Raw genomic sequence first — 16,456 nt, 5'->3', positions numbered from 1 at the left:
CATGACTGCCAACACCAAAACCTCTCTCTCGCTGTTCGATGCAGCGCTGGTCAAGCCCGCCCTCTGGGGCGCCTTCGCCAAGCTGAACCCGCGCACCCAGTGGCGCAACCCGGTGATGTTCATCGTCTACATCGGGAGCATCCTCACCAGCCTGCTCTGGGTGCATGCGCTGAGCTTCCCGGGCGACACCGGCATGAAGCCCGCCTTCGTGCTCGCCGTGACCATCTGGCTGTGGTTCACCGTGCTGTTCGCGAACTTCGCCGAGGCCCTCGCCGAAGGCCGCAGCAAGGCGCAGGCCGCGTCGCTGCGCGGTCTTCGCAAGGACACCTGGGCCAAGAAACTGACGGAGCCGCATCACGGGGGCCAGTGGCTGCCCGAGCAGGCGCCCAACCTGCGCAAGGGCGACGTCGTGCTGGTCGAGACCGGCGACGTGATCCCGCTGGACGGCGAAGTGATCGAAGGCGTGGCCTCGGTCGACGAGAGCGCCATCACCGGCGAATCGGCGCCCGTGGTGCGCGAATCGGGCGGTGACTTCTCGGCCGTGACCGGCGGCACCCGCGTGCTGTCCGACTGGCTGGTGGTGCGCATCTCGGTGAACCCGGGCGAGTCGTTCCTGGACCGCATGATCGGCATGGTCGAAGCGGCCAAGCGCCAGAAGACGCCCAATGAGATCGCGCTGACGATCCTGCTAGTGGCGCTCACGCTCGTGTTCCTGATGGTCACCGTCACGCTGCTGCCGTTCTCGGTGTTCAGCGTGGAGGCCGCGGGCGCAGGCACCGTGGTGTCGCTCACCGCACTGGTGGCGCTGCTCGTCTGCTTGATCCCGACCACCATCGGCGGCCTGCTCTCGGCCGTCGGCGTGGCCGGCATGAGCCGCATGATGCAGGCCAACGTGATCGCCACCTCGGGCCGCGCGGTGGAAGCGGCCGGCGACGTCGACGTGCTGCTGCTCGACAAGACCGGCACCATCACCCACGGCAACCGCCAGGCCAGCGCCTTCCTGCCCGCGCCGGGCGTGCCGAAGGGCCGGCTCGCCCGCGCCGCGATGCTCGCCTCGATGGCCGATGAAACACCCGAGGGCCGCAGCATCGTGGAGCTCGCGCGCCGCGATGGCCTGGAGGTCTCTGCCGTCGAGATCGCGCGCTACGTGCCCTTCACCGCGCAGACCCGCATGAGCGGCGTGGACCTGCCGGCCGCGCCCAACAGCCTGGACACCGACGCCGTGCTGCTGCGCAAGGGCGCGGTCGATGCGATCCGCCGGCATGTCGAATCGATGGGCGGCAGCATGCCCGCCGAGATGCTGCGCGCCGCCGAGGAAACCGCGCGCCGCGGCAGCACGCCGCTGGCCGTGGCCGAGGGCGACCGTGTGCTCGGCGTGGTCGAGCTCAAGGACATCGTCAAGACCGGCATCAAGGAGCGCTTTGCCGAACTGCGCCGCATGGGCATCAAGACGGTGATGATCACCGGCGACAACAAGCTCACCGCCGCGGCCATCGCCGCCGAAGCGGGCGTGGACGACTTCCTCGCCGAAGCCACGCCCGAGGACAAGCTCGCGCTGATCCGCCGCTACCAGCTCGAAGGCCGCCTGGTCGCGATGACCGGCGACGGCACCAACGATGCGCCCGCGCTCGCGCAGGCCGACGTGGCCGTGGCCATGGGCAGCGGCACGCAGGCCGCGAAGGAGGCCGGCAACATGGTCGACCTGGACTCCAACCCGACCAAGCTGCTCGAAGTGGTGGAGACCGGCAAGGCGCTCCTGATGACGCGCGGTTCGCTCACCACTTTCTCGATCGCCAACGACGTGGCGAAGTACTTCGCGATCATTCCGGCGATCTTCGTCTCGACCTACCCGCAGCTGGGCGCGCTCAACGTGATGCGCCTGGCGAGCCCGTCGTCGGCGATTCTTTCGGCGGTGATCTTCAACGCGCTCGTCATCGTGTTTTTGATCCCGCTCGCGCTCAAGGGCGTGCGCTACCGGCCGGTGGGCGCTGCCGCGCTGCTGCGCCGCAACCTGGCCATCTACGGCCTGGGCGGCCTGCTCGTCCCCTTCATCGGCATCAAGTTGATCGACTGGCTGCTTGTGGCCGTCCATCTGGTCTGAGGAGCATTTCTCATGAACAACAACAGCAGCATTCTTCGCCCCGCCATCGTGCTCTTCGCACTGCTGAGCGCACTCACCGGGCTCATCTATCCGATGGCCGTCACCGGCGCCGCCAAGGCGGTGTTTCCGAAGGAGGCGGCGGGCAGCCTGATCGTGCTCGACGGCACGACCGTCGGCTCGAAGCTCATCGGCCAGAACTTCAGCGATCCGAAGCACTTCTGGGGCCGCCCGTCGGCCACCGCGCCGCAGCCCTACAACGCGAGCGCCTCGGGTGGCGCGAACCAGGGCCCGCTCAACCCGGCGCTGACCGATGCGATCAAGGCGCGCTTCGAAGCGCTGCGCGCCGCGGATCCGGGCAACACCGCGCCGGTGCCGGTCGACCTCGTCACGGCTTCGGCCAGCGGGCTCGACCCGGACATCAGCCCCGCCGCCGCGCACTACCAGGCAGCCCGCATCGCGCGCGTGCGCGGGGTGCCGATCGACCAGATCAACGCGCTGATCGAGAAGAACACCCAGGGCGCGCTCTGGGGCCTGCTCGGTGAATCGCGCGTCAACGTTCTTGCACTGAATCTCGCGCTCGATGCTTCAACTTCTTCGACTGCGCGTTGAGGAGAAAAAACATGGCCTATGCCGCCTATCGTGAACACCCTGGCGTGCTGCGAACGCACGCTCCCATGACAGCCACGAGCCCGTTCTACGTGCTCGACGTCACCGTCTGTTGCGCCGACGCGCTGCGCGTGCGCCGCAGCATCGCGGGCTGCCCCGATGCGGGCGTGGTGCGCTGCGAACCGTTGCTGCACGCGCTCTGCTCGCAGGAGAGCGATGCACCTTGCGTGCGACTGATGATCCGCCTGCCCATCACCAGCTACGCCGAGGTGCTGCACCGCCTGATCGAGTGCGTGCCCTCGGGCGAGATCGGCCGGCTCGTGAGCTGGCGCGAGCACCTGACGCGCTGCGGCCTGCGCGATGGTCACTGACCTCTTTCACGCGCTGCTGGCGCTCGCGGCGCTGTTCGTGCCGCTTGGTTTTGCCTGGTGGGTGCTCTCGCGCACCGCGCGGCGGCACGAGGCCAAGCGCCGCAAGGGCGGTCCGATGCGATAACCTGCGCAGCCATCCATGCCCGACACCCGCCCCGACCCCGATGCCCTGATTGCGCAGCTGCGCAATGACGAGGCGCGTGCGCTGCGCGGCAAGCTGCGCATCTACTTCGGCGCCAGCGCCGGCGTCGGCAAGACCTGGGCGATGCTGAGCGCCGCCCAGCGCGAGCGCACCGCGGGGCGCGACGTGCTCATCGGCGTGGTCGAGACGCACGGCCGCAGCGAAACCGCCGCACTGCTCGCGGGGCTCGACACGCTGCCGCTGCGCGAGTTGGCCTATCGCGGCCGCACGCTTGCCGAGTTCGACCTCGACGCCGCCCTGGTGCGCAAGCCCGCCGTGCTGCTGGTCGACGAGCTGGCCCACACCAACGCCCCGGGTTCCCGTCACGCCAAGCGCTGGCAGGACGTGCAGGAGTTGCTGGCCGCGGGCATCGAGGTCTGGTCGGCGCTCAACGTGCAGCACCTCGAGAGCCTCAACGGCACGGTCGGTGCGATCACCGGCGTGCGCGTGCACGAGACAGTGCCCGACACCGTGCTCGACGAGGCCGACGAAGTGGTGCTGGTCGACGTCACGCCCGATGAACTCACCGCGCGGCTCGCAGCCGGCAAGGTGTACCTGCCTCAGCAGGCCGAGCGTGCTGCGCAGAACTTCTTTCGCAAGGGCAACCTGATCGCGCTGCGCGAGATTGCGCTGCGCCGCACCGCCGAGCATGTGGAAGACGACGTGCGCGGCTGGCGGGTCGAACAATCGGGCGCGGCCGGCAACGGACACGGCGGCGCGCTGCAGGCCTGGAACACCTCGGGCGCGATCCTCGCGTGCGTCGGTCCGCACGAAGGCGCGGCACAGACGGTGCGCACCGCGGCGCGGCTCGCGGGCCAGCTGAATGTGCGCTGGCATGCGGCGTACGTCGAGACGCCCCGGCTGCAGCGCCTGGCCGCCGCGGAGCGCGACCGCATCCTCGCGGTTCTCAAGCTGGCCGAGGAACTGGGCGCGGCCACCGCGGTGCTCACGGGTTCCGACGTGGCCGAGCAACTGTCCGAGCAGGCCCGCCGGCTCAACTGCGCGACGCTGGTGATGGGACGCTCGGAGCCGGCGAGCGGCTGGCGCCGCTGGTGGCCGGCCGCAGCGATCCCGTTGCCGCGTGCGCTGGCGCAGCGTGCGCCCGCGCTCGACATCCTGGAGGTCGGCCGCGCCGACAGCGCGCGCCGCCTGGCGCGTACGCCGCTCAACACCCCGCGTGCCGACGACGACGATCACGAGAAGGCGCCCATCCACTGGCCCGGCTACGCCTGGGCGACGGCCACCAGCGTGGCGCTCACGCTGGTCTGCACGCCGCTGACCGGCGTGCTCGAGCTCTCGAACATCGTGATGCTGTTCCTGCTCGGCGTGGTCGGCGTCGCGATGCGCTTCGGCCGCGGGCCTTCGGCGCTGGCGGCGCTGCTCAACGTCGCGGCATTCGACTATTTCTTCGTGCCGCCGCGCCTGTCGTTCGCGGTGAGCGACGTGCAGTACGTGCTGACCTTCGCGATCATGCTGGGCGTCGGGCTGCTGGTGGGGCAGCTCACCGCGGGGCTGCGCTTTGCGGCCGGCGTATCGACCAGCCGCGAGCGGCGCGCCCGCTCATTGTTCGAGCTCACGCGCGAGCTTTCGGCCGCGCTGGAGAGCACGCAGGTCGTCACGCTCGGCGCTGCAGCGGTGCAGGGCCATTTCGGCGGCCATGCGCTGGTGCTGGTAACCGACGCGGCCGACCAGCTCGTGCTGCCGAAGGACCCACCGGAGGGCTTCGACGCACAGGTGGCCGACTGGGCCTTCCGCCACGGCCAGCCCGCGGGCCTTGCGACCGCCACGTTGGCTGCACAGCCGTGGCACTACGTGCCGCTGCAGGCGCCGATGCGCGTGCGCGGCGTGCTGGCGCTGTCGCCCTCGCAGCCGCGCTGGCTGCTGATTCCGGAGCAGGCACAACAGCTCGACACGCTGGCGCGGCAGATCGCGATCGCGCTGGAGCGCGTGCACTACGTCGAGGTGGCGCAGCAGGCCGTGGTCGAGATGGAGTCGGAGCGGCTGCGCAACGCCCTGCTCGGCGCGATCTCGCACGACGTGCGCACGCCGCTCACCGCATTGATCGCGCTGGCCGAATCGCTGCAGACGCTGCCGCCCGAGGAACACAACAACGCGGCGCGCGCCATCGTCGCGCAGGCGCACGAGCTGCATGCGCTGGTCAACAACCTGCTCGACATGGCGCGGCTCGAAAGCGGCATCGCGGGCGGCGCGGTCAACCTGCGGCGCGACTGGCAGTCGGTCGAGGAAGTGGTGGGCTCGTCGATCCGCGCGGCGCGCACGTCGCTGGGTGACGCTGTCGTGCAGACCGCGCTCGATGCGGACTTGCCGCTGGTCGAATTCGATGCCGTGCTGATCGAGCGCGTGCTCGTCAACCTGCTGGAGAACGCCACCAAATACGGCGCGCCGCCCATCGTGGTGGGCGCACGCGCCGAGCCCGGCACGCTGGTGCTCACGGTGCGCGACCACGGCCCCGGCCTGCCCGCCGCGCTGCTGGGTCGCGAACAGAAGCTGTTCGACAAATTCACCCGCGGCGAAGCCGAATCGGCCACGCCGGGCGTCGGGCTGGGCCTGGCGATCTGCCGCGCGGTGGTGAGCGCGCACGGCGGCGAAATCACCGCTGCCAATGCGCGCGACGGCGGTGCAGAATTCACCGTGACCCTGCCGCGCCGCGAGCCGCCCGAACCCGCCGAAGCCCAACTCTGAAGCCATGCCATCCCCCACCGCCATCGTGATCGAGGACGAGCCGCAGATCCGCCGCTTCGTGCGCGGCGCGCTCGAGGCCGAGGGCTGGCTGGTGCACGAGGCCGGCACACTGCGCGACGGCCTCGCCGCAGCCGGCACGCGGCAGCCCGATCTGCTGGTGCTCGACTTGGGCCTGCCCGATGGCGATGGCGTCTCGTTGATCCGCGACGTGCGCGGCTGGTCGGCCGTGCCGATCATCGTGCTGTCCGCCCGCACCGACGAGGCCGACAAGATCGCCGCCCTCGACGCCGGCGCGGACGACTACCTGACCAAACCCTTCGGCACCGGCGAACTGCTGGCCCGCGTGCGCGCCAACCTGCGCCGCCCGCGCGCAGCCGGCGGCGGCAACGACGAGCCCGCCGAGGCCGTCTTCCGCTTCGGCGAGATCGAACTCGACCGCGCCGCCCGCATCGTGCGCCGCGCTGGCGCCGAAGTGCACCTGACGCCGACCGAGTACCGGCTGCTCTCCGTGCTGGTCGCCAATGCAGGCCGCGTGCTCACGCAGCGCCAGTTGCTGCGCGAGGTGTGGGGGCCGTCGCACACGGACCAGAGCCACTACCTGCGGATCTACATGGGGCATCTGCGGCAGAAGCTGGAGACCGATCCGGCGCAGCCCAAGCATCTGCTGACCGAAACGGCGGTGGGGTATCGGTTGGTGGTCTAGCGCTTGGCCGCCAAGTGCTGGTCGAGTGCGGCGATCAGCCCGACGTTCGCATCCAACATGCGCTGCGCCAGTGCCCTGGCTTGTGCGAGTTCGCCGGGGTTCATGAACTTGATCAGCTTGTCGCGGTTGCGTGGGGCCTCGTTGGTGTCCGAGTCGTCCAGCGTGGCCGACACGTCGTTGAGCGCGTAGGCGGCGACGATGTTCTTCGGCACGCCGTGGCCGGCGCGGTAAGCCTGGCCCAGCTTGCTCTGCGCGACGGCGTCGCCCTGCGCCGCAGCCTTCAGATACCAGGCCGAAGATTCTGCGTAGTTTCGCGGCACGCCCAGGCCGTCGCCGAGGATCAGGCCCAGGTTGAACTGCGCATCGCGCGAGCCCTGCTCCGCGGCCTTGCGGTACCAGACGATGGCTTCCCGCACATCTGCGGTGAGGCCTCCGGTGCCTTTGTGATACGCCACGGCCAGGTTGAACTGCGCGTTGGCCACCCCCTGCGCGGCCGCCTTGCGCGACCACGCCACGGCCGCGCGCTCGTCCTTCGGAACGCCGCGTCCCTCGTTGAGCATCATGGCCAGATTGGTCTGTGCATCCTTCTGGCCTTGCGCCGCTGCCTTGAGGTACCACGCCGCCGCGGCGCGCTCGTCCTTGGCAATGCCTTCCCCGTCTTCGTACATCACCGCCAGGTTGAACTGCGAGCCCAGGTGCCCCTGGTCCGCGGCCTTGCGATACCAGGCGGCTGCTTCGCGCGGGTCCGCGGTCACGCCTTCGCCTTTCTCATAGATCACGCCGAGGTTGAACTGCGCCGACTTCAGGCCCTGCTCGGCCGCCTTGCGCGTCCAGGCGAAGGCCTGCTGCTTGTCCTCGGGGACGCCCTGGCCCTCGCCGTACATCGTGCCGAGGTTCGCTTGCGCGCTGTCATGGCCTTGCTCCGCGGCCTTGCGGTACCACGCGGCGGCCTCGCGATCGTTCCTGGCCACGCCCCTGCCGTGCTCATGCATGAGGCCCAGAGTGAACTGGCTCTTCGCGTCGCCCTTGTCGGCCAGCGGACGAAGCTCTTTGAGCGCGGCTGCGTAGTTCTCGCTCTTGTAGGCGGCATAGCCCTCGTCCCAGCCGGCGGTGGCGGGCAGTGTGGCCACGCACAGCGGCGCGGCAAGCAAGAGGCTCCTGAGGAGCTGCTTTGTCTTGAATTTCATGATCATTCATTGAGGTGGCGCAGGCTGCTGCGAGCCGAGGGCACCACCGGATTGCCGGAGAAGCAGTGCGCTTTTTCGTCTGTTCTTCTTCATGCACTGCGCGGAAGGAAAGACTCCCTCCGGCTTCGATTTTGCAGGATGGTTTGAGAGATGCAGGGCACCCGCTCACCCTCAAGCCCGGTATGCGGCGCGCACCGCGCACCGCATACCGGGCGCCCTTCGCCAAGGGAAAGAATCAGCCCGCCATTCCCTTGTTCGGATTCAGCAAAAACTTCTCCCCCGTAGCCTGTTTGCCATACACCCCGATCGCATCGAGCTGCAGCGCTTCGATCAGTGAAATCTCCCGCGTGTACTTGCTCGCGAACGTCGTCTTCAGTTCAGCGACCACACGCGCCTTCAGCCGCTGCGTGCCTTCCGCCCCCAGCTTCTGCAGGAACGGAAACAGCAGCCACCCGCCCATGCTCCAGGCCATGCCGAAGTTGCGCACGAACTCGGTCGGGCTGCGGTCCAGGCCGCCGTAGATGTAGACCTGCTTGTGCGTGGTCGAGCCGTAGCGGCTGTATTCCTTGGCGGTGCGGTTCAGCGCCGCTTCCATGCAGCCGAGGATCTGGCCCGCGAGCTTGCCGCCGCCGGTGGCGTCGAAGGCGAGCGTGGCGCCGGTGTCGACCAGCGCCTGCGTCAGGTCTTCCAGAAAGGTCGGCGAGGTCGCGTTGCACACGTACTTCGCGCCGATGCCGCGCAGCAGCGCTTCCTGTTCGGGCTTGCGCACGATGTTGACGAGGTCGATGCCGTCCTTCTGGCAGATCTTGTTGAGCATCTGCCCGAGGTTGGAGGCGGCCGCCGTGTGCACCAGCGCCTTGTGGCCTTCGCGCCGCATCGTCTCGACCATGCCCAGCGAGGTGAGCGGGTTGACGAAGCATGAAGCGCCTTCGGCCGGCGTCGTGCCCGCGGGCAGTTCGAGGCATTGCGCGGCAGGGAAGGCGCGGTATTGCGAGTACATCGCGCCGCCGATGGCGGCCACGGTCTTGCCGAGCAGCGCCTGCGCGGCCGGTGACGATCCGGCCTTGACCACCACGCCTGCGCCTTCGTTGCCGACGGGCATCGACTGGTCGAGCCGTCCTGCCATCGAAGGCCGGGCGCGTTCGGGAACGATAGCGGTGACGACCGGGCGGTCCGCGGTGCCCGATGCCTTCGCGGTGGTCATGTCGGCGGCGCCGAACAGGAGGCCCAGGTCCGACGGGTTCATCGGCGACGCCTCGACGCGCACGATCACTTCATCGGCCTTGGGTTCGGGGATCGGTTCGTCGTGCAGCGAGAGTTCGAGTTCGCCGTTCGAGCGGACGAGGGAGCGCAGTTGGAGTGCCATGGAAGAAGCCCCTGTGAAAGGTCGTTCGGAGATGGCCATCGGCCACGGGGCGGCCAGTATAGGAGCGGGGTGCGAAAGCTGCAGGCGCCTTCAGGACACCACCGGAATCACCGGGGCATGGGCCAATGCGTGGCGCATCTTGAGCGGATCGAGCCGCTCGATGTAGCGCGGGATGTTGCGCCACAGCGTGTGATAGCCGTAGCCGCCGCGCAGCATTTCGTGGCGCGCGCTGTCCTTGTCCCAGTCCTGCACCGCCATGCGGTAGACGGCCGCCACCACGCCCGTGCGGTCGGCGCCGTGCATGCAGTGGATCAGCACCGGGCCCTGCTTTTCGGCTTCGCGAATGGCGACCAGCGCGCGCAGCACCTTGGCATCGTCGATGGACCAGGTGTTGATCGGCACGCGCACCAGCCGGATGCCGCTGCCCGCGAACACCTTCTTGTCGTCGTTGAACGACCGCAGGCTCACGATGGTGCGGATGCCCAGCGACTGCAGCGCCGCCACGTTCGCGCGCCGCGGCTGCGCGCTGCGGTAGAGCGTGGGTGTGATGCGGTGCAGGTTCTCGACCTGAAGCTCGTCCAGCGGATCGGCCCAGTGGCCGGGGCGCAGGTCGTCGGTACCGGTTGCCGCTGTCATCGCGTGCGACGACGCCAATGGCGCACCGTCAGGATCAACGCCGCCACCGCAAGGCCGCCCCAGTAGTCGACCGGCGCGCCCCACAGCCAGTGCTTGTGCCAGAACGCATCGACCGGGTTGAAGCGCGCCCAGCCGAAGGCCGGGTTGATCATGAACCACAGGAAGTCTTCGCAGACCCAGAACACGATCAGCCCCGCAACCGCGAGCCCCACGTTGCGCCAGGTCCACCTGCCGTTGAACGCCAGCGGCGAGAAGAACACCAGTGCCATGAAGGTGAACACCCAGGCGTGGTAGCCGGTCATCGCGCGGCCGCCCCAGAACAGGTCGAGCCAGATGCTGTTCTCGATGCGCCAGGTGGGCAGCGACGTGGCCCAGCCCGCGCCGCCTTCGATCTGGATCTCGGCGTTGGCGAAGAAGAAGGCCATCACGACCACCCACACGAGGTAGCCCAGCGTGCGGCCCACGCCGGTTTTTTCGGTCTCGCCGCTCACGCTACGGCACCCAGCACGTGCTGCAGCACGGCCCGCGCGGCCTGCGGCTTGCCGAGCGCGCGGCTGCGCGCGGCCATGTTCGCGAGCTTGGCGGGGTCGGCCATCAGGCGCGCGACCTTGTAGTCGAGGCCGATGGCGTCGTAGGCGAGCCAGGCGGCGCCTTCTTCCATCAGGAAGCCGGCGTTGTGTTCTTCCTGTCCGGGAATCGGCGAGATCAGCAGCATCGGCTTGCCGAGCGCGAGGCACTCGGACACCGTGAGGCCGCCGGGCTTGGTGACCACCAGGTCGGCTGCGGCCATCAGCTTGTGCATCTCGTTGGTGAAGCCCACGGCCACCACGCGGCCCGGATGGCGCGCCGCCAGCGCCTGCAGCTTGCCGTGCGCTTCGACGTTGCGGCCCGCGACCGCGATGACCTGGAAGTTGCCCTGTTTTCCGTCATGCCCGCCGAGACCGAGCACGCGCTCGACCATGCTCGGCAGATCGCCCACGCCGGCACCGCCCGAGGCCATCAGCAACACGGGCCGCGACGGATCGAGCCTGAGTTCTGTAGCGCAGGTGTTGCGCGCGAGCGCCGGCACGTCGGGCTCGGAGAACGCCGGCATCACGGGAATGCCGGTCACGTGGATGCGGTCCGCGGGAATGCCGCGCGCGCGCAGGCGGAAGGCGACCTCTTCCGTCGCGGCCAGGTAACCGGCCATGCCCGGCACGAGCCACATGTTGTGCAGGTCGTAGTCGGTGATCTGCAGCCACACTGGGTAGTCGATGCGCCCGCGGTTGCGTTCGCGCATCAAAAGCTCCGCGGGCAGGAAGTGCGTGCAGATCACGGCATCGGGCTTCTCGCGCCGGATCTCGCGCACCAGCGCGCCGGTGCTCAGCCGCTCGATGCCGCGACGCAGGCGCTGCGAGGGCGCATGGTGCGGCGTGGTGTCGGTGCGCTGGTGCAGGTACGACCACAGCTCGGGCGCGCGGTTCACGAGCTGGATGTACCAGTCGGTGTAGACCTTGCGAAAGCCGCCGGCCACATGGGCCATGGCGTCGGTGTGGACCGCCGTGCAGGGCGGGGCGAGGGACTGGGCGGTGGCGGCAAGCGCCTGTGCTGCACGCACGTGGCCGTTGCCGGCGCTCACGCTGAGGATCAGGAGTTTGGTCATGGGTTCGGCTGTCTGGGCGGATTATGGACATGCCATGTGGCACTGCCTCGAGGCCTGCTGTTCGGGGCGGCACTCGCGCCGACGGTGGGCTCTGTTTCGCGAATGTCCCCCGGCTTCGCCTCCTCCTTGATTTCGCGAAACAGAGCCCACCATCAGCGCGAGCGCTTCAGAGCGGTCGTCGATCGCCGATCACCAGCAGCGTGCCCCAGGGCGCAGGGCATCGGGTGCTCCCCGCAGCGAAATCAAGGGGGAGGCCGCAGGCCGGAGGACATTCGCGGAGGGGAGTACCCGGTGGCCTGTGCACCACCCCGAAAAATCTTCAGAGCGGCGCCCGCGAGGTGACGAACTGATTCACCCCAATCGCCGCCCGCTCGCGGATCGCATCGAACGTGGTGTTCGTGACGATGCGCCCGTTCTCGAACACCGTTTGCAGCAGATCCACCTGCCCATCCGCAAGCGTTTCTTCGCGCACCGTCTCCACTTCACCGCGCGCGTTCCGCACCAGCGCGAGCCGTCCCTTCTTCGACGCCTTGCTCACATCGCCCACCGGCGACTTGTAGACATCGCGCCACTCGCCGTTCACCTGCATCGCCGAGCACTTCATCGCCCATTGCATGGTGTCGCGATTGACCTGCTGCAGCAGCCCGCCGCCCATGCCGAAGGAGATGTTCTCCGTCGAGAAGCCGTTGTGAAAGAAGTTCGACAGGCACAGCCGCAACGAGTCGAGGTTCACCCCGTCGCCCTGGATGATCCGCACGTTGTTCAGCACGCGGAAGCCCTTGGTATTGGTCGTGGTGCCGAAACGGTCGGCCAAAATCTGCGCCACCTTGAGCGTGGTCTCGGCTGGATCGCCCGAGTCGGGCCGCACCACCAGCGTCGCGCCCGAGGCCACCACCTTCGCCTTCAGCTCGTCGCCCCAGATGCGCGCGCAGGCATTGAAGATGTCGTAGCTGTCGCTCACCACCGCGAAGGTGGCGCCGGGCTTGCCGAACTGGTCGACCATGTTGCTGTACGCATCCGATTCATGGTCGCGGCCCCAGCCCGTGATGGTGCTGTGCTCGGCCGCGGGAATCGAGAAACCCGCCACGTCGCAGTCGTAGTAGCGACGCGCCGCGACCAAGGCGGCCAAGGTGTCGGTGCCCATGAAGTTGACCAGGTGCGCCATGCCGCCGAGCGCCGCCGATTCGAGGCTCGACACGCCGCGCGCGCCGAAGTCGTGCAGCCTGAAGGCGATCTGGCCTTGCGGGTCGTCGCAGGTCGCTTCGAGGTAGCGCAGCAGCGTGGTGCGCGCGGCTGCAGAAAGCGTGGCCACCGTGGTCGGGTACCAGATCGCGCGCAGCAATTCGGTTTCGAGAAAGCTCGTGACCCAGAAGAACTCGGGGTCGGTATTTTCGATGGTCGCGAGCACGTTGTGCACCGGCAGCACGCTGCCCTCGGGCACGGCGCGGATGCGCACCGGCATCAGACCGCCGTGCTTCTCGATCAGCCGCAGCCACCCTTCGCGGTTGAAGGGCTCGCCGTGCACGGCCATCATTGCCGCGGCTTCGTCGACATCGGCGAGCGTGACCGGCGTCTGCAGGTATTCGCGCAGATACGCCTGCAGGCCGAAGAACAGCGAGTGGCTGAAGATGCCGCCGCGCGATTCGATGTAGCTGTGGACGGTCTGCGTGCCGGGCGGATATTGCATCCAGTGCGACACCTTGTAGGAGTCGGTGCGCAGCAGCAGGTTGTTGCCCAGGGGCGAGGAGGTGAGGTTGCGGTTCATGTGAAAGCTCCTTTCACGTGGGCCCCGTCAACCGGGGCCGTTCTTGCTGACAAAGCCTGGTCGTTCAGTTCTTGCCCAGGCCACCCAAAAAATGATTCGCGATGAAGAAGTGGTCTTCGTAGATGCGGTCCTGCATGTCGAGGAACTCTGCGATCGGCACCCAGCGCACTTCGGCTGCGTCGTCGTCGGCGCGCACATCCGAAAGACCGGTCCACTGGTTGTGCGCCAGCTCGAAGAAGAAGCCGTGCGTGATCGTGCGGCCGCGCTGCGAGCGGTCGGGCGCATCGAACACGTGGCTCGCCTTCATGCTGCCGTTGAGCACGGGCACGGGCACCTTCAGGCGGGTTTCTTCCTTCAGCTCGCGGATGGCCGCATCCTGCAGCCGCTCATGCTGGCCGACGAAGCCGCCGGGCAGTGCCCAGGTGCCCTTGCCGGGATGGAACTTGCGTTGCACCAACAGGATGTGGCCGGCCTCGACCACGATGGCATCGACCGTGGTGTAGATCGGCGGGAAGTCGCTGCCCGCATAGCGGTACTTGTCGCGGTAGTCGACGAGGAAGGCGCGCTCCTCGCAGAGTTCGGCGTAGTCGGCGGTGTGCGTGAACTGTTCGAGGAATGCGGCGGTGCCGTCGGGCAGGTCGGCCGGTGCGAGCTGGCCGCGGTTCTCGGGATCGAAGTAGAGGCCGCGCACGTCGGTGGCGTTGAGGCTCTCCACGCTGTGCTGGCCGACGAACTCCCAATGCGGGAAAAGCTTGAGGTAGTAGCTCGACGCGTCCTTCAGGTGCCCCACCAGCGCGACCTTGGCCTTGGCAGGTGCATGGCCGTCCTGCTGGATCAGCCGGTCGACGGCCGACTGGATCGAGGCGATCCAGATCTGGTCGTTGTAAGGCGAGTCGCCCACGCCGACGACGCTCACCCGCATCTGCTCGGTGCCGCGCAAACAGGCGCGCACCATGCGTTCGCGTTCGTCGAAGGTGAAGGGGTTCTTGACGCTCCGCGGCTTGCGGTCGGAGCCGACCACCACGATGACCCGATCGGCGGCGCGAAGGCCTTCTTCGATGAGTCGTTGGTGACCGAAATGGACGGGCTGGAAACGCCCGATGACGATGGTGTATTGAAACTTGCGTGTGCTCACTTGGGAATCCCCCAAAATTGGCGCAATCAACTTGCGCTTGGGTTCAGGATAGCATCGGTGCCGCACATTGATCAACCCCCGATGACCGAGCCCTCCACTTCCCCCCATGCTCCCGTGCGCCTGAACAAGCGCATGGCCGAACTCAAGATGTGCTCGCGCCGCGAGGCCGACGAATGGATCGCCAACGGCTGGGTGAAGGTGAACGGCAAGCCGGCCGAGATGGGCGTGAAGGTCACGCCGTCGGACCGCATCGAGATCGACAAGGCCGCCAAGGGCCAGCAGGCGAACCAGGTCACCATCCTGATCAACAAGCCCATCGGTTTTGTGAGCGGGCAGGCCGAAGACGGCCACGAGCCCGCCGTCACGCTGTTCACGCCGCAGAACCGCTGGGCGGACGACAACGCGCGCTTCTTCTTCAGCCCTCAGCAGTTGCGCGGCCTCGCGCCGTGCGGGCGTCTCGACATCGATTCCATCGGCCTGCTCGTGATGACCCAGGACGGCCGCATCGCACGCCAGCTGATCGGCGAAGACTCGGTGATGGAGAAGGAGTACCTGGTGCGCGTGGCCTATCACGGCCTGGGCCAGCCCGCGCCCACCGGACAGCTCATCCGCATGGACGACGACGATCCCGTCACGCAGAACGTGCAGGCGGTCTTCCCGCTGGCGATGCTCGCGAAGCTGCGGCATGGCCTGAGCCTCGACGGCCAGGCGCTCAAGCCCGCGCGGGTCGAATGGCAGAACCCCGAGCAGCTGCGCTTCGTGCTCACCGAGGGCAAGAAACGCCAGATCCGCCGCATGTGCGAGCTGGTCGGCCTCAAGGTGGTGGGCCTCAAGCGCGTGCGCATCGGCAAGGTGATGCTCGGTAACCTGCCGGTGGGGCAGTGGCGCTACCTCGGGCCGCACGAGAAATTCTGAGCCCTCACTGATGGCCGCCCTGCTGAGCCAGCGCGCGCTGAACCGGGCCACGCTGGCGCGGCAGATGCTGCTGGAGCGGCGCAAGGCAACGGTCGTGCAGGCCATCGAAAAACTGGGCGGCCTGCAGGCGCAGGCGCCGAACCCACCCTACATCGGTCTCTGGAGCCGGCTCGAAGGCTTCCGCCGCGAGCAACTCACCGACGCGCTGAAGAAGCGCCGCATCGTGCGCATGTCGACGCTGCGCGCGACCCTGCACCTGATGGCCGCGTCGGATGCGCTGGCATGGCGTCCGCTGCTCGAACCCGTGCATCAGCGGGGACTGTCGGGCGAACATTCACGGGCCCTCGAAGGCATCGATCGTGCCGCCGTGGTGAAGGCCGGGCAGGCGCTGCTGGACGAAGGCCCGCTGACCAGCACCGAGCTCGGGCAGGCGCTCGCGTTGCGCTGGCAAGACCGGGCGCCCGCCTCGCTCGCCGCGCTCATCCGCAACAACGTGCCGCTGGTGCACCTGCCGCCCGCGGGCAACTGGAACTCGCACCAGAACGCGCAGTTGCAGCCCATCGGGCAGTGGCTCGGCGAATCCGCCGCCGATGTCACTTCCGCCACGCAGGACGACCTGCTGCTGCGCTACCTGGCCGCCTTCGGCCCCGCCACGCTCGCCGACGCCGGTGCGTGGTCGGGCCTCACTGGTTGGAAGGCCGTGGCCGAGCGCCTGCGCCCGCAGCTGCGCGTGTTCACTGGTGAGCAGGGCCAGGAACTGTTCGATCTTCCGCGCGCGCCGCGTCCCGACCCCGACACCCCCGCGCCGCCGCGCCTGGTCGCCGAATGGGACAACCTGCTGCTCTCGCACGCCGATCGCAGCCGCGTGCTGAGCGAGTCGCACCGCGCCCGCGTGTTCACCATCAACGGCATCGTGCGCGGCACGGTGCTGCTCGACGGCTTCGTCACGGGCACCTGGAAGATCGAGCGGGCGAAGAACACGGCCACGGTGGTGTTGGAGCCTTTCATGCGTTGGTCCAAGTCCGACCGGCTCGGCGTGCAGGAGGAGGCGATGCGCCTGCTGGCCTTTGCAACGGACGGCGAGGGCGAGCGGCACGACGTCCGCGTGCTGTGACCCTTGCGCCCGCATGGCGCCTAAGCTTCGC

Annotated in this window: 15 protein-coding genes, 1 tRNA gene and 1 pseudogene; 8 read left to right on the top strand and 9 right to left on the bottom strand. The window is 68.4% G+C overall.

The window, feature by feature from the left end:
• Nucleotide 1 precedes the first annotated feature (1 nt).
• The 6 genes from kdpB (at nucleotide 2) to kdpE (ending at nucleotide 6,665) form a co-directional block, all read left to right on the top strand.
• The gene (gene kdpB / locus ACSFA7_RS09405; RefSeq protein WP_435499132.1) at nucleotides 2-2,101 is read left to right on the top strand and encodes a potassium-transporting ATPase subunit KdpB; all 2,100 of its coding nucleotides are present in this window, start codon (nucleotides 2-4) and stop codon (nucleotides 2,099-2,101) included.
• A gap of 12 nt (nucleotides 2,102-2,113) precedes the next feature.
• A complete protein-coding gene (gene kdpC, locus ACSFA7_RS09400) occupies nucleotides 2,114-2,710 on the top strand; it encodes a potassium-transporting ATPase subunit KdpC (protein WP_435499131.1) in 597 nt (198 codons plus the stop codon).
• A 65-nt stretch (nucleotides 2,711-2,775) separates the two neighbouring features.
• Nucleotides 2,776-3,078, top strand: a complete 303-nt coding sequence (locus ACSFA7_RS09395; RefSeq protein WP_435499130.1) for a hypothetical protein — start codon at nucleotides 2,776-2,778, stop codon at nucleotides 3,076-3,078.
• Complete coding sequence (locus ACSFA7_RS09390) at nucleotides 3,068-3,202, top strand: hypothetical protein (protein WP_257864064.1); 135 nt, start codon at nucleotides 3,068-3,070, stop codon at nucleotides 3,200-3,202. The genes ACSFA7_RS09395 and ACSFA7_RS09390 overlap by 11 nt, the downstream gene beginning before the upstream one ends.
• Before the next feature lie 15 nt (nucleotides 3,203-3,217).
• Nucleotides 3,218-5,962 carry a DUF4118 domain-containing protein gene (locus ACSFA7_RS09385; protein ID WP_435499129.1) on the top strand — a complete coding sequence of 915 codons (2,745 nt, stop codon included), beginning with the start codon at nucleotides 3,218-3,220 and terminating at the stop codon, nucleotides 5,960-5,962.
• A gap of 4 nt (nucleotides 5,963-5,966) precedes the next feature.
• Complete coding sequence (gene kdpE / locus ACSFA7_RS09380; protein ID WP_435499128.1) at nucleotides 5,967-6,665, top strand: two-component system response regulator KdpE; 699 nt, start codon at nucleotides 5,967-5,969, stop codon at nucleotides 6,663-6,665.
• Here the strand turns inward: kdpE and ACSFA7_RS09375 are convergent.
• The 9 genes and pseudogenes from ACSFA7_RS09375 to ACSFA7_RS09335 all read right to left on the bottom strand — a co-directional run bounded on the left by ACSFA7_RS09375 (nucleotide 6,662) and on the right by ACSFA7_RS09335 (nucleotide 14,396).
• Nucleotides 6,662-7,852: a tetratricopeptide repeat protein gene (locus tag ACSFA7_RS09375; protein ID WP_435499127.1), complete on the bottom strand. Its 1,191-nt coding sequence runs from the start codon at nucleotides 7,850-7,852 to the stop codon at nucleotides 6,662-6,664. The two genes, kdpE and ACSFA7_RS09375, sit on opposite strands and share 4 nt — an antisense overlap.
• Nucleotides 7,853-8,087: 235 nt before the next feature.
• Entirely contained in the window at nucleotides 8,088-9,218 is a 1,131-nt protein-coding gene (locus tag ACSFA7_RS09370; protein ID WP_435499126.1) for a zinc-binding dehydrogenase, read from the bottom strand.
• Between the two features lie 90 nt (nucleotides 9,219-9,308).
• A complete protein-coding gene (locus ACSFA7_RS09365; protein WP_435499125.1) occupies nucleotides 9,309-9,854 on the bottom strand; it encodes a dual specificity protein phosphatase family protein in 546 nt (181 codons plus the stop codon).
• Nucleotides 9,851-10,345, bottom strand: coding sequence for a hypothetical protein (locus tag ACSFA7_RS09360; protein ID WP_435499124.1), 495 nt, complete (start codon nucleotides 10,343-10,345; stop codon nucleotides 9,851-9,853). The genes ACSFA7_RS09365 and ACSFA7_RS09360 overlap by 4 nt, the downstream gene beginning before the upstream one ends.
• Nucleotides 10,342-11,496 carry an MGDG synthase family glycosyltransferase gene (locus ACSFA7_RS09355; RefSeq protein WP_435499123.1) on the bottom strand — a complete coding sequence of 385 codons (1,155 nt, stop codon included), beginning with the start codon at nucleotides 11,494-11,496 and terminating at the stop codon, nucleotides 10,342-10,344. Before ACSFA7_RS09355 ends, ACSFA7_RS09360 begins: the two co-directional genes overlap by 4 nt.
• A 319-nt stretch (nucleotides 11,497-11,815) precedes the next feature.
• Nucleotides 11,816-12,583 carry a hypothetical protein gene (locus ACSFA7_RS09350; protein WP_435499568.1) on the bottom strand — a complete coding sequence of 256 codons (768 nt, stop codon included), beginning with the start codon at nucleotides 12,581-12,583 and terminating at the stop codon, nucleotides 11,816-11,818.
• Nucleotides 12,552-12,671: transfer RNA gene (locus tag ACSFA7_RS09345), tRNA-Arg, on the bottom strand. The genes ACSFA7_RS09350 and ACSFA7_RS09345 overlap by 32 nt, the downstream gene beginning before the upstream one ends.
• 332 nt (nucleotides 12,672-13,003) lie before the next feature.
• Nucleotides 13,004-13,183, bottom strand: a pseudogene (locus tag ACSFA7_RS09340) (nicotinamide phosphoribosyltransferase domain-containing protein); the annotation flags it as partial.
• A 142-nt stretch (nucleotides 13,184-13,325) separates the two neighbouring features.
• The gene (locus tag ACSFA7_RS09335) at nucleotides 13,326-14,396 is read right to left on the bottom strand and encodes a bifunctional nicotinamide-nucleotide adenylyltransferase/Nudix hydroxylase (RefSeq protein ID WP_435499122.1); all 1,071 of its coding nucleotides are present in this window, start codon (nucleotides 14,394-14,396) and stop codon (nucleotides 13,326-13,328) included.
• A gap of 81 nt (nucleotides 14,397-14,477) precedes the next feature.
• Between ACSFA7_RS09335 and ACSFA7_RS09330 the strand changes: the two genes are divergently transcribed.
• Complete coding sequence (locus tag ACSFA7_RS09330; protein ID WP_435499121.1) at nucleotides 14,478-15,311, top strand: pseudouridine synthase; 834 nt, start codon at nucleotides 14,478-14,480, stop codon at nucleotides 15,309-15,311.
• A gap of 10 nt (nucleotides 15,312-15,321) precedes the next feature.
• Nucleotides 15,322-16,425 carry a winged helix DNA-binding domain-containing protein gene (locus ACSFA7_RS09325; protein WP_435499120.1) on the top strand — a complete coding sequence of 368 codons (1,104 nt, stop codon included), beginning with the start codon at nucleotides 15,322-15,324 and terminating at the stop codon, nucleotides 16,423-16,425.
• The last annotated feature ends 31 nt before the right edge of the window (nucleotides 16,426-16,456 follow it).

Origin of the sequence: Variovorax trehalosi, assembly GCF_051216415.1 — a bacterium.
Taxonomy (GTDB): domain Bacteria; phylum Pseudomonadota; class Gammaproteobacteria; order Burkholderiales; family Burkholderiaceae_C; genus Variovorax.
This window is presented reverse-complemented; position numbering and strand designations above follow the sequence as displayed.